Below are 13,978 nucleotides of genomic sequence, written 5' to 3'. Positions count from 1 at the left end.
TGCTAATTGGAACCGCATTCAAAATCAAATGCATCAAGCCAAGGTCATCAAAGATTTTTTAGGAGGAGAAAAGACTTGAAGAAGGTAATAAGCTATGCGCTGATTGCAGCCATGCTGGCGTCGTTCGTACCGGGTCAAGCCTCAGCGGATACGACAGCCGTCAAGCTGCCCGCATTTCCGGGTGCGGAAGGCGGCGGCAAGTATACGACGGGCGGACGGGGTCAGGAAGTCTATATTGTCAATACATTGGCGGACTACAGCAAGAATGAAGCGCCCATTCCAGGCTCCCTGCGGGATGCCGTTAGTCAGAGTAACCGAACCATCGTTTTTCGCGTCGGTGGCACCATCCACTTGAAGGAGTCGCTCAAAATATCGGGCTCCAATATTACCATTGCAGGTCAAACGGCACCTGGCGACGGAATTACGGTCAGCGACTACACGACCAGCGTTGAAGCGGACAATGTGATCATCCGCTACTTGCGCTTTCGGTTAGGGGATCGTTTTGCGAGCGAGGATGATGCCTTTGGAATTCGTTATCATAAAGATATTATCATTGACCACTGCTCCTTCAGCTGGTCGGTAGATGAGGTCGTCAGTCTGTATGAGAACACGAATACAACGGTGCAGTGGTCCATATCGGAAGAAAGCATGCTGATGACAAGCCACCAAAAGGGGCGGCACGGCTACGGCGGCATATGGGGCGGAAATAACGCGACGTTCCACCATAACCTGATCGCCCACAGCGTGAGCCGCAATCCGCGCTTCCCGACCATCAAGCAGCTTCTAGATATTACGGATGCAAGCAACAACGTCATCTATAACTGGGGTATTGCTTCCTCTTACGGCGGCGGCGAGGGCTACTATAATCTGGATAGCAACTATTACAAATATGGCCCGAACACGTACAGGAATGTACGCAACATTTTATTCCTGGATGTGATTCCGGAGAGCAAGATGTATTTTAACGGCAATTACATGGATGGTGACCCTGCAGTAACCGCAGATAACTGGAAAGGCGTGCAAACCGTCGTTGACCTTGCATCGTCGAAGCAATCGACGCGGGCTGATGTAGCTGGTTATGTGCCGGAATCCGCACAGGATGCTTATGCTAATGTATTGGCCAATGCTGGCGCTACCTTGCCTAAACGGGATGCCATCGATGCCCGGGTTATCAATGATGTGAAGAACCGAACCGGTCAGCATATTAACTCCCCCAAAGAAGTGGGCGGTTTTGCCGAATATCCGGAGGTGCGCTCTTCCGTCGTAGACCAGGATGGAGACGGGATGGATGATGCGTGGGAAACGGCTCACGGGCTGAGTCCGTCAAATCCGGATGACCGCAATTCGATAACACTTTCTCCGGAAGGGTATACGAATCTGGAAGTTTATTTGAATGATCTGGTGGTCCAAGGGAATGCATCCGGCAGCAATACGGATAACCCGACGGCTGTCATTACGTCTCCCGCCAATAATACGATTACTGAAGCAGGCAGCGATGTCGTCATCAACGCTTCGGCGGACGATAAGGACGGAATTGCCAAGGTCGAGTTTTTCATTGATGGAACGAAGGTAGGCGAGGACACATCGGGGCCATACAGCTTTACCTGGACTAACGTGGAAGACGGCACGCATTATGTCGTGGCCCGCGCTATTGATAACAGCGGTGTAGGGACCCAATCGGATAATGTGACGGTACATGTTAATACGACGACGACGTTGGGCCCATGGCAAGCCGTTGACATTGGAAGCGTTGGAATTCCAGGACATACGCAGCTTGGAGCTGATGCCAAGACCGTTACTGTGAAATCGCCGGGGGATGTCGGCGGAAATGCGGATGCGTTCCTCTATGCGTATCAGAAGCAATCCGGCAACGGGGAAATTATTGCGAGAGTAGAGCATGTTACGGCCAATGACGATAATGCGGAAGCGGGCGTCATGATTCGCGAATCGTTAGACCCTTCCTCCAAAATGGCCTTCCTGTCTATCCCTTATGTCAAAATGGGGAAAAAAGGAGTAATGATCACCCGTGATGCAGACGGGGGAAATACTGCACGAATCGAGCCGGATGCTTTTATTAACACGCCTTATTGGGTTAAGCTGGTTCGCCTTGGCGATCACTTCACAGGTCTCATTTCCCAAGATGCGGTAAACTGGCAAAAGATCGGCACAGTTACGATCGACATGCCGGACGAGGTGTTCTACGGCTTGGCTGCTGACGCCTCGAAGGCGGATAACGACATTAACAAATACAACACTTCGAATTTTAGTGGAGTTGAACTTCATGCCATTGATCCAGACTTCCCTGCGGAACCGACAGGACTCACCGGAACCCCGGGAGATAAATCTGCAACGCTGACATGGAATGTGGATGCTTCAGCAGAATCCTATAATGTGAAAAGAGGCGATATGCCGGGAGGGCCTTATACGGCAATCGCTACTGGAATTGTAGGTACGAATTACACAGATACAAAGCTGACACCGGGCAAGGCTTATTACTACGTGATCAGTGCGGTGAACAGCAAGGGCGAAAGCTTTACTTCTTCCGAGGTTAGTGTGGAGCCCACCGGTGAACCGGAACCGATTTACTACGTAGATGAAGACTTTGAAAATGTGGAGCTGAATACAACACCGGCACTTTATGAAGTGTCGCCGAATCCGCAAACCGACAAAAATAAAGTTGTCGCCTCAGGAGTGCCGGCAGATTCAACAGGAAACTCCTCAGCTAAAGCACTTTACTTGTACGACAGAGCCAATGTGAACACACAATTTATTCGGAAGTTTACGCCTCAGTACGGGACCGTCATCATTGAAACGGATTTTTATTTCCCGGAGGAATCCGGTACGTCGGTACCGCTTCAAGTGCAAAGCGCTGACGGACAGAAGACAGCCTTTACCATTGAAGTCAGGAAGCCTACATCACCTGCGGCTTCAGGGTCGTATACGTTAACTTACAATAAGGGCAGCAGCAATTATTATAAATTGATGGACCCGCCGCAAAGCACAAAGGCTTGGCATAATTTGAAGCTGGTAGCCAATGCTGCAGCGGATAGCGTAGATATTTATATTGATGATGCGTTTGTTCAGACCTTTGCTTTTACGACCACGGATTTCAAAAAATACGGAATCGGACGTATCTTATCCAAAACGCCTGGCGGCGGCAACGGGAGCTTCTACTTTGATAATTTGAAGGTATACGTCGAGCCGGCTGAAACCCCAAAAGGGCTTATGGCGGTTCCGGGCAACGGGGCTGTTCAATTGACCTGGGTAGAGCCGCAAGGAGCGGAATCATACAACATTAAACGCAGCGAGACCAACGGAGGTCCCTACAGCGTAATTCAAACGAATGTAACCGGCAGCTCCTTCATCGATACTACGGTTACGAATGATACGGTGTATTACTATGTTATTACCGCTAACGGAGTTGGCGGAGAGACGGGTAATTCCAATCAGGTTCAGGTCATGCCTACGGAAACCGCGGTAAAGCCTCCGGCACCCGAAGGTCTGAAGGCGGTGTCAAGAAATGCCCAGATCGATTTGAGCTGGAACCCGTTGGAAAATGCCAATTACTACACGGTCAAAAAGGCATCCCAACCGACAGGCAGCTATGAGGTTGTAGCAACGAATATTAAAGGGACTGCTTACCGGATCGGCGGTTTGACCAACGATTCCCTGTCCTCCTATGTCGTAACGGCAACCAGCGTAGCCGGTGAAGGACCTGCTTCCCAACCGATTACTATTGCAGCCTCGGAGCCGCTCGGTACTCCGCAAGTAACAGCCGTTGCGGCCAGCCGTCAAATCGCTCTTCAATGGCCTGCAGTTCCCAGAGCGGACCATTATGTAGTGAAGCGTTCCTCCTCACCCGACGGCGCTTACTCTGTCATTGCTCCTAATGTGACAGGAACAAGCTTCAAAGATACGAATCTGGAGGATGGAAAACCGTACTATTATAAGGTTTCCGCAGCCGGGTTGTCCGCGGCAGGCCTGGATTCGGACATCGTTGCGATTCGACCGGGCGCCGATGCAGGGCAGCCGGGAATACCTGCTGGTCTGAAGGCTGAGGCTGGTGAAGGCTCGGTTACTCTGAACTGGAGTCATGTAACCGGAGCCGCATCGTACCAGGTGGTTCGGAGTACCAGCCCGGGCGGACCTTACTCCGTAGCAGCTGACGGCGTAACAGGGGGCACATTTACCGATACGGGCTTAACGCTTGGGACCACGTACTATTATGCGGTGTCTGCTATTAACGAGAATGGATCGAGCTATCCGTCCATACCTGTGAAAGCTATCCCTGCGAAAGTCATCGTAGTGTCGCAAAACAGCGCAGAGCCTGGAGATTATACAACCATTACGGATGCGATAAACCAGGTGCAGGATAACAGCGCTGCACCTACGATTATCCGGGTGAAAAACGGAGTTTATAAAGAGAAGGTGAATATTGGCTCTTCCAAGAATAAGATTACGATGATCGGAGAGAGCCGCGAGGGTACGATCCTGGTTAATGGCGATTCTGCCAAGACCCCTGGGCCTGGCGGAACAGAGCTAGGCACGAATGGAAGCTACACGCTGAAAGTGAGCGGTACCGATTTTACGCTTGAGAACATGACGGTTGAGAACAGTGCAGGGCTCACGGCGGGCCAGGCAGTAGCCCTGTATTCCGAAGGGGATCGCGGGATATACCGCAATGTGAAGCTGCTCGGTTATCAGGACACGCTGTTTGCCGATAAGGGCAGACAATACTTTGTGGACAGCTATATCGCCGGCAGTGTTGATTATATTTTTGGCAGCTCTCCTGCTGTTTTTGAGAATGGTATCCTTCACAGTCGGGCTTCCGGTTATGTAACGGCGGCCTCGTCCAATGAAGGCAAACCAGGTTATCTGTTCCTTAACAGCACGTTAACTTCCGAGCCCGGATTAACGGCACAAGTGGAGCTTGGAAGACCGTGGCGTCCGTATGCCAGTGTGACCTATGTGAACAGTACCATGGGGGATCACATCAAGACTAACGGATGGAACAACTGGGGAAATACATCGAATGAGGCGACTGCAAGGTTCGCCGAGTATGCAAGCAAAGGGCCGGGAGCCAACGCAGGCGCCCGTTATACATGGTCTAAGCAATTGACGGCCGCCGAGGCGGAGCAGTTTACGGTTCAGTCCACACTTGGAGGAACGGACAATTGGAATCCGAAGGAACCTGTCTGGTTAATACCAGGGATTCCGAACCCTCCGAAGCCAGGGCAAGGAGCGACCGGAATCACAGTAGATCAGCCAACTGTGCAGCTGGAAGCGGGAGACTCGGTGCAGGTTCATGCCACGGTGCTGCCGGAGACGGTCGACCAGAAGGTGGTCTGGTCGGGTGGCAATGATGCAGCGAGCGTCAGCGCGGCAGGCCTCATCAGCGGCTTGAAGCCGGGAACGGCCAAAGCGACGGTGACGAGCGTCACTTACTCGACCTACAGCGCGGATGTGAATGTGACGGTAGTGGATACGAAGGCGCCGGAATGGAAAGGCGGCAGCTTGTCGATCGGAAGCATTACCAGCAGCTCGGCAGCATTAAGCTGGCCGGCGGCAGCCGATTATGTCGGAGTAACAGGCTATAACGTTTATGTGAACGGAAAGCCGTACGGCAGTGTTCAAGGAAATGTATGGAGTCTCGTAGTAGGCGGGTTGAAAGCAGATAGTGCGTATACGTTCCTTGTAAAAGCACGGGACGGTGCGGGCAATGAGAGTGCTGCGGGCTTAAGCGCTACAGCGACAACAGCCAAAGCATCTGTCGATCCGGACCCTAATCCGAAGCCAGGGCAAGGAGCGACCGGAATCACAATAGATCAACCTGCTGTGCAGCTGGAAGCGGGAGATTCGGTGCAGGTTCATGCCACAGTGCTGCCGGAGACGGTCGACCAGAAGGTGGTCTGGTCGGGAGGCAATGACGCAGCGAGCGTCAGCGCAGCAGGCCTCATCAGCGGCTTGAAGCCGGGAACGGCCAAAGCGACGGTGACGAGCGTCACGTACTCGACCTACAGCACGGATGTCAGCGTGACGGTAGTGGATACGAAGGCGCCGGAATGGAACGGCGGCACATTAAATACAAGCGTGTTAACGAATACGAGCGTTGTATTGAGCTGGCCTGCGGCCAAAGACTATGTCGGGGTAACTAAATATAAGCTCGTATGGAATAACAATAACGAAGTGGTTGTTGACGGCAATGTTCTCTCTTATAAGGTAACCGGACTTTTGCCGGCGGCGCCTTATACGTTCCAGCTGACAGCAATTGATGCGGCTGGCAATACGAGCCAGGCTTTAACTGCAGCTGTAAGAACCCATGGAAGCAGCAATGGACGCGGTCCTTCGACCGGCGGGTCGTCCGGGGGCAGCAGCGGAGGCGCTGCAGCGGGCGGAAACGGTGAAACATCGTCAGGAAGCCCGGCTGCTGAAGGTCAAGTTAAGCTGCCTGCCAATGCGATGCAGGTGAAGAATGAAACCCTTGCCGACGGCACCGTTGTATCGAAAGTTACAGTTGATGGAGTCAGGCTTGCTGAAGCCTTGAACCAGGCAGCGAAGCAAAAGTCTTCAAGCGTAGTGCTCGACTTGAATACTTTATCGGCAGTGAATATCGAGCTGCCTTCCCAAGTGTTAATTAACGCCGGGACAGGATCGCCGAATGCAGTCGTTGTGGTTAACACGAGCACAGCTTCTTATGAGCTGCCTTTGAAGGCCGTATCCGGTTTGGCGGCAGCGAATTCGAAGGATGCAGCAGTGCATGTGAGCATCGCGCCGGCCAATCAACAAGCAGCACAGCGTGCGGAAGCCCAGGCCAAACAGCTTGGCGGCACCATGCTGACACAGCCTATGGAATATCGTTTAACGCTAAAAGCTCAAGGGGCGGAACAAGAGCTTAAAACCCAATCCTATTCAGCCAAAACGATGGTGCTCCCGAAAGCTGTTGATCCGAATAAAGTGACGGGTGTTATCATCAACCCGGCTACAGGACAAATGAGATTTGTACCGACGTTGTTTGTAACGGAAAACGGCGTTACGAAGGCAACATGGCTGCACCCGGGCAACGGCGTGTATGCAGTCATCGAATCCTCCAAAGCCTTCGAGGATTTGAAGGGGCATTGGGCGCAAAAAGAGGTAGAGCTCTTGGCATCCAAATGGGTCGTTCAAGGCAGCTCCGAGACGACATTTGAACCGAATCGCTCGATTTCCCGAGCGGAATTCGCTTCTATCCTCGTTCGTTCTTTGGGACTCGACGAGAATCCGCAAGGAGCAGCATATCATGATGTAGATGCCCACGCATGGTATGCAGGTGCCGTTGGTGCAGCGGCTGCGGCAGGATTGGTGCAAGGCTACGAAACAGGGCAATTCCAGCCTGACGCAACCATTACCAGAGAGCAAATGGCCGTCATGATTGCAAGAGCCGCCAATTATGCAGGCATGGCTACAACAGAGACGGCGGATTTGTCTCAAGCCTATGCCGACGCTTCTTCGATCAGCGGCTGGGCGCACAGCTCTGTGGGCTGGTCCGTGAAGGCAGGAATTATGCAGGGTACCGGGGAGCGTTCCTTCGCGCCAGGTGAGCTTGCAACGAGAGCACAGGCAGCGGTAATGCTGAAGCGTATGCTGCAGCATCTGAAATTCATGAATTAATCAAGAACCGCACGGTCGTAATCTAGTTACGGTCGTGCGGTTTGTTTTTTTGCAGACAGGGCATGTTACCGGGTGCCGCCGAGCAATTATATGCAAAAATCGGCGTCTTTTTGAGCAAGGAAATGTAAAGTATTCGCTGCCAGCTTCATGTATAATCAATGCAGTTCGGGAATCTAAGCAGAAAAGGATGAAGCCAGGATGAATTCGAGCATTTGGTTTAGGCGCCCCGCGGGGGACTGGAATGAAGCGCTTCCTGTCGGTAACGGAAGGCTTGGCGCTATGGTATTCGGCCTTGTGAAGGACGAGAGAATTCAGCTGAACGAGGACACGGTGTGGTATGGAGGCCCTTCGGATCGCAACAACTATGATGCTTTGGAGCATCTGCCGGTCATCAGGAAGATGCTTTTTGAAGGAAGGCTGGACGAAGCGCATCGGCTGGCCAAACTGGCCTTCTCCGGCACACCCAGCAGTCAGCGGCATTATATGACCGCCGGCGATCTTCTGCTTCATTTTGACCACCATCAAAAGGAGCCGCTTCAATATCGAAGGGAACTCGATCTGAACACGGCGATAACGTCCTGCAGCTACCTGCTGGACGGTTACCGGTATAAGCGGGAAACGTTTGCAAGCTATCCGGACGGCATCATCGTGGTACGGCTGGAGACCGATAAGCCGCAAGGCCTTTCTTTTCATTCCCGGTTCGACAGAAAAAAAGCCAAATATATGGACTGCTCTACGAAAACAGCCCATGACACTATTGTCATGCGTAACAGCTGCTATGGGACGGGCGGTACCGATTACGTATTAAAAGCCAAAGTATGCTCCGAGGGGGGGACGACCCGCACGATCGGAGAGTACGTTGTAGTAGAAGGTGCCAACGCCGTTACGATCCTGCTTGCAGGGGCAACGACCTTCCGTTATTCCGATCCGGAGCAGGCTTGTGACGAGCTGTTGGAACGGGCGGCTTCCCAAGCTTATGACGCCCTTCGGAGCAAGCATATAAAGGATTACAAGCTTTTGTACGATAGAGTCGTTCTGCAGTTGGGGGACCCGGGAACAGATGGCTGCGAACAAGATGTTTTGTCCGGGCTCTCTACGCCGGAAAGGCTGGAGCGGATAAGAGAAGGGGAGAAGGACCCGGGTCTCGTCGCCCTATATTTTCAATTCGGCCGGTACCTGCTTATTGCAAGCAGCCGCCCGGGATCGCTTCCGGCCAATTTGCAGGGCATCTGGAACGATCAGATGCTTCCGCCGTGGGACAGTAAATATACGATTAATATCAATGCCCAAATGAATTATTGGCATGCGGAAAGCTGCAATTTGTCGGAATGTCATTTGCCATTGTTCGATCTCATCGAAAGAATGAAGGAGCCCGGACGCCGTACCGCGTCGGTTATGTATGGCTGCCGCGGGTTTGTCGCTCATCATAATACGGATATATGGGCGGATACGGCACCGCAGGACATTTATTTGCCGGCAACCTACTGGACCCTGGGTGCAGCGTGGCTGTGCCTTCATCTGTGGGAGCATTATCAATTTACACAAGACCGGGCATTTTTGGAGCAGGCTTACGAAACGATGAAGGAAGCGGCGGTCTTCTTCCTTGATTTCCTGATTGAGGACGGAAGCGGATACCTGGTTACTTCTCCATCCGTTTCACCGGAGAATACCTATATTCTTCCTAACGGCCAATCCGGAACGCTCTGTTACGGTCCGGCCATGGATAACCAAATTATTACCGAGCTGTTCAAGGGCTGCATAGAAGCGGGCCGATTGCTTCGAAAGGACCAGGATTTCCTCGCTCAGCTTGAAGAGACGATGCAGAAGCTACCGCCGACCAAAATCGGCAGACACGGACAAATTCAAGAATGGCTTGAGGACTATGAAGAAAAAGATCCCGGACATAGGCATATCTCCCATCTGTTCGCCCTGCATCCGGGAACGTCCATCAATCCTTGGGAGACGCCGGAGCTTGCTGCGGCCGCGAGGGCTACGCTGGATAGGCGGCTTGCCAATGGAGGTGGTCATACCGGGTGGAGCCGCGCATGGATTATTAATTTCTGGGCACGACTCGGAGACGGGGAGAAGGCGTCCTTTAACGTGAACGAGCTGCTTCGCAAGTCTACGCTCAACAATTTATTCGATAACCATCCGCCGTTCCAAATTGACGGCAACTTCGGAGGCACGGCGGGAGTTGCCGAAATGCTACTGCAAAGCCATTCGGGAGCGATCCATCTGCTTCCTGCCCTTCCTTCGGAATGGAAGCAGGGCTTCGTAAAAGGACTTAAAGCAAGAGGCGGATTCGAGGTCGGGATCGATTGGCAGGAAGGCAAGCTTCAGCAGGCGACCGTCCGGTCTTCCCATGGGGGAGTATGCCAAGTAAGACTTGATCAACCGGTGCGAGTTGTTGATGAAAATGGAAAGCCGATCGAAGCAGGGACGGCAGGCAGCGATATTTTATTTACAGCGAACCCGAATCATACTTATACCCTGATTGCTATATAACTAATAGATGAAACCGTCAAGCCTCGGAGCTTGGCGGTTTTTTCATCAGAATGGTATCCTTACAGCATTTGTGGCTTTGCTTGGGGCTGAGAATTCTTCCGGAGTTTTGATGTTAAGGCCGATCATGCTATAATTTTCAGAAAACAATCGAGGGATTATTGATGAAGCCAACCATTGATAAAGTTGCATGGATCCATGTTGTCGAAGGACGGTTACTAGGCGCCCGGTCCAAGGGAAAAGAAGTTTATTACATTCCCGGAGGGAAAAGGGAGCCCGGTGAAACCGATAGGGAGACTCTAATTCGGGAAATAGAAGAGGAGCTGTCAGTTAAAATCAAGCCGGAGACGATATCGTCTATCGGGACATTTGAGGCACAGGCCCATGGTAAATCGGAAGGCGTTATGGTGCGGATGGCCTGCTATACGGCCGATTTCGAAGGCGAGCTTCGCCCTGCTTCCGAGATCGAGGAGCTGCTTTGGCTCGGTTACCATGACAAGAACCGTGTTTCGCCGGTGAGCCAAATCATTTTTGACCAATTGTATGAGATGAAGCTGCTGTTTTAATTTGATGAAATCCTCTCCTATTTTTATGGAGGGAATGGCTATCAGAGCTCGATATTCATAAGCCGACCGAGTAGCCCGCTTTACTGCTATAAAGCATTGACCTTTCCAGTCATTTCAATTACAATGAAAAAAAGTGAATCGGGCGATGGAGTTCGCCATAACCGCCTTTGGGCTAATGACTCCTACCAGTGGTGTTACTGTCGCTGGTAGGAGTCTGTTTTTTGCCTGAAGCTTTCCATGTTAATACGATGACGGGAGCATAAATGAAATGAGAAACCTTGCAAGAACGGCATATCTTTATGCGGAAAAAGTGATGCATCTGGCATTGCTGGGATCGCTTATCAAGTGGATATTTTATGGAGGGATCATAGGCGTCTTATCGGGCTCGGCCTCCGCCTTGTTTTTGGCGAGTCTGGATTTTGCGACCGGGCACCGCCTGCAGTATCCGTGGCTGCTCTTTCTGCTGCCGTTCGGCGGCGCATTGATGAGTTATTTCTATTTCAAAATAGGCAAGAACTCAGGCAAAGGGAACAATCTGATCCTCGAACAGATTCAAGGAGGACAAGAATCGATTCCGTTCCGGATGGCCCCTTTGGTCCTGCTTGGCACGTTTTTGACTCATTTATTCGGGGGCTCTGCTGGCCGGGAAGGGACAGCCGTCCAGATGGGCGGGAGCTTCTCAGAGCTGGTCGGCAAGCTCTTCAAGGTCGATGAAGCGGACCGGAAAATGCTTTTAATGTGCGGAGTCAGCAGCGGCTTCGGGTCGGTATTCGGAACACCGCTTGCAGGAGCGATATTCGGCCTCGAAGTAGCGGCTGTCGGGCTTGTCAGCTACCAAGCGCTGATTCCGTGCTTCGTCGCGAGCTTTGTAGGGGATTTGGTTACAACAGCCTGGGGGATTCACCATATCCATTACGTTATGGGACCTGTTCCTGCTTTGTCCGTGCCGGTTGTGCTGAAGGTTGTACTGGCCTCTGTTGTGTTCGGCTTCGCCAGCATTTTATTCAGTGAACTGACCCACACGCTCAAAGCATGGTACGCGAAGCTGTTCGGAAACCCGATGGTCCGAAGCTTTGCCGGAGGCATCGTGATTATTGCTCTCGTCTCTCTTTTCGGCACCCGCGATTATTTGGGCTTGGGTATCCCGCTGCTCCAAGAGTCGTTTGAGGGACCGGTTCCGCACTGGGCCTTTTTGTGGAAAACGATATTTACAGCATTAACCCTCGGGGCCGGCTTTCAAGGAGGGGAAGTCACTCCGTTATTCGTCATAGGCGCAACGCTGGGCAATGCCTTGGCCGATTTATTGCACCTCTCCGCGCCTTTCCTTGCCGGATTAGGCTTTATCGCCGTGTTCAGCGGCGCAACCAATACGCCGATCGCCTGCTTCGTCATGGGGATGGAGCTGTTCGGGTCGGAAGGCATGCTCTATATGTTTATGGCCTGTGCAGTAAGCTATTTGTTCTCGGGTCATACGGGGATCTACACCTCCCAGCAAATTGCCGTATCCAAGTCGAGACTGCATCCGATTCCGGACAAAGCCACTTTGGCCACCGTCAGACAACGGCTAAACAAAAAAACGAAATGATATGGGATTGGGGTGTAATGAATTTCCTTGGGAAGCGTATTTACAGTTGAATTACTTAGCTAAGTAATATTCCTTGGAAAGGAGTTCCCCCCATTGCAGGAGCGCGCGATATCCCCTAATTTCGTAAGTAAAGAAACGATGGATTCTATAGACGTTGAAGCTTATTTTACATGGATATTCGAATCGTATTACAAAAGAATTTATAACTACACCAGCTATCGTGTGAATTGCCACTATACGGCCGAGGATTTAACCAGCCAGATCTTTGAGAAAACGATGAAGAAAATAGATACATTTTCTCATGGAAAAGCTCCCTTTGAGGTATGGCTGTTCGCCATTGCAAGGAATGTAGTGAACGATTATTTTCGCAGTCAAAAAAGACGAAGGCTCTTCTCGCTGGACGGCTTCAAGGAGCTGGTATCCGGTAGAAAAGGACCGGAAAGACTGGCGATTGAAGGGGAAGTGAACGACAGTCTGCAGCAGGCCTTGGAAGCCTTAAGCGCTAGAGAAAGGAATCTGATCGCACTGAAGTTCGGCGCACAGCTGAAGAATACGGAAATTGCCGAGCTGCTTCATATCACCGTTGACAATGTGGGCGTGATCCTGTACCGCAGCATGAAAAAATTAAGAAAGACACTGGGGAGCGTGGAATTGGAATGAGTCAAGCCAAGCGGCACGGAAGCTTTGCAGATGAGATGGATTCCTATTTGGAGACAGGGAAGGAGACGGCTGCGGCTAGTGAATACAAGCCGTTATTTGAACTGGGCCGTGTGCTCGCAAACCGCGATTACAGCCAGCACAGCGACCCGGAAACGATGTACCATCGGATTATGCGGAACAAAGAAAACGGGAAGGAGACCCGAGGCTCGAGGAAAAAATGGACTCGGCTGGCGGCTTCTGCCGCATCTGTGGCTGCTGTTGGAATCATTAGCTTATCCATAGTCCAGCCTTCGTTTGCATCTGATATTGTGAGCCGAATTATTAACACGATTTCGCTCGGCCATATTTCGGTATCGCAGATGGAGCCTTCTGTGACGCATATACCTATCGATGAGATGAAGAAGCAGGTCATGGTAAGTGCGCAAGATCAGGCAGCTTCGGAATCGAATACTCTGGTTGTTCGCGATCCGGGGCAGCTGAATCAGTATACATCCTTCCAGGTACTGCTCCCAAGCTATCAGCCTGAGGGATATGTGTTTGACCGCGCTGAATTTTATAAGGATGAGCAGGGCGTCGTGAGCGGCTCCAAGTACATCAATATCTATTACAAGCAGCCAGCGACAGGCAAGCAAATCTTCATGCAGCAGCGTCATGCTGATGAAGAAACGGCCTTCGGATTGTCCACAACGAATAAGATTGAGGCTATCCAGATCCATGGAGTCGATGCCGTCATGACGGGCGAGCATTCTATTGATTGGGAAACGAACGGCGTACTGTACAGCCTAACAGCCAAAGGACTCGAGAAAGATGAGGTCATCAAGATCGCGGAGTCCATACGGTAATGAGATCATGAGCGGGTAACGACCAGTTGCCTGCTCGTTTTTGCTTTTTTGGCACTTACTGGCGTATCCAGCGCCGCGCGGAACAATATACTATTATTTCTGCCTCCAAAACAGCAAAAAACGTAAGGCTTCTTGTCCGCAGATATGCTAATGTAGTATCGAAGCACTATGCAGCA

General features: G+C 51.6%; 6 protein-coding genes and 1 riboswitch. All 6 genes read left to right on the top strand.

Translation table 11 applies throughout. The features are described 5' to 3' along the window. Nucleotides 1-75: 75 nt before the first annotated feature. The 6 genes from B1728_RS22265 (at nucleotide 76) to B1728_RS22240 (ending at nucleotide 13,802) form a co-directional block, all read left to right on the top strand. Nucleotides 76-7,647, top strand: a complete 7,572-nt coding sequence (locus B1728_RS22265; protein WP_079912616.1) for a pectinesterase family protein — start codon at nucleotides 76-78, stop codon at nucleotides 7,645-7,647. A 198-nt stretch (nucleotides 7,648-7,845) separates the two neighbouring features. Then, nucleotides 7,846-10,152 (top strand): glycoside hydrolase family 95 protein, encoded by a 2,307-nt coding sequence (locus B1728_RS22260; protein ID WP_079912615.1) that lies wholly within the window; start codon nucleotides 7,846-7,848, stop codon nucleotides 10,150-10,152. A gap of 161 nt (nucleotides 10,153-10,313) precedes the next feature. Further along, the gene (locus B1728_RS22255) at nucleotides 10,314-10,715 is read left to right on the top strand and encodes an NUDIX hydrolase (RefSeq protein WP_079912614.1); all 402 of its coding nucleotides are present in this window, start codon (nucleotides 10,314-10,316) and stop codon (nucleotides 10,713-10,715) included. A 132-nt stretch (nucleotides 10,716-10,847) separates the two neighbouring features. After that, nucleotides 10,848-10,907, top strand: a riboswitch (Fluoride riboswitch). Between the two features lie 76 nt (nucleotides 10,908-10,983). Then, complete coding sequence (locus B1728_RS22250; RefSeq protein WP_079912613.1) at nucleotides 10,984-12,300, top strand: voltage-gated chloride channel family protein; 1,317 nt, start codon at nucleotides 10,984-10,986, stop codon at nucleotides 12,298-12,300. A 93-nt stretch (nucleotides 12,301-12,393) separates the two neighbouring features. Beyond that, a complete protein-coding gene (locus B1728_RS22245; protein WP_256865463.1) occupies nucleotides 12,394-12,960 on the top strand; it encodes a sigma-70 family RNA polymerase sigma factor in 567 nt (188 codons plus the stop codon). Beyond that, on the top strand, nucleotides 12,957-13,802 hold the full coding sequence (locus B1728_RS22240; RefSeq protein WP_079912612.1) for a DUF4367 domain-containing protein: 846 nt from the start codon (nucleotides 12,957-12,959) through the stop codon (nucleotides 13,800-13,802). The genes B1728_RS22245 and B1728_RS22240 overlap by 4 nt, the downstream gene beginning before the upstream one ends. Nucleotides 13,803-13,978: the final 176 nt, after the last annotated feature.

It is taken from the genome of Paenibacillus sp. 32352, from assembly GCF_002042965.1.
Lineage (GTDB): Bacteria > Bacillota > Bacilli > Paenibacillales > NBRC-103111 > Paenibacillus_S > Paenibacillus_S vulneris.
Note: the sequence above shows the minus strand (reverse complement) of the source record. Positions and strands in the feature narration are given on the sequence as shown.

Bases quoted from the DNA above. Each gene is read 5' to 3' on its own strand.
- B1728_RS22260 (WP_079912615.1), top strand. From the start codon at position 7,846: ATGAATTCGAGCATTTGGTTTAGGCGCCCCGCGGGGGACTGGAATGAA.
- B1728_RS22255 (WP_079912614.1), top strand. From the start codon at position 10,314: ATGAAGCCAACCATTGATAAAGTTGCATGGATCCATGTTGTCGAAGGA.
- B1728_RS22240 (WP_079912612.1), top strand. From the start codon at position 12,957: ATGAGTCAAGCCAAGCGGCACGGAAGCTTTGCAGATGAGATGGATTCC.
- B1728_RS22250 (WP_079912613.1), top strand. From the start codon at position 10,984: ATGAGAAACCTTGCAAGAACGGCATATCTTTATGCGGAAAAAGTGATG.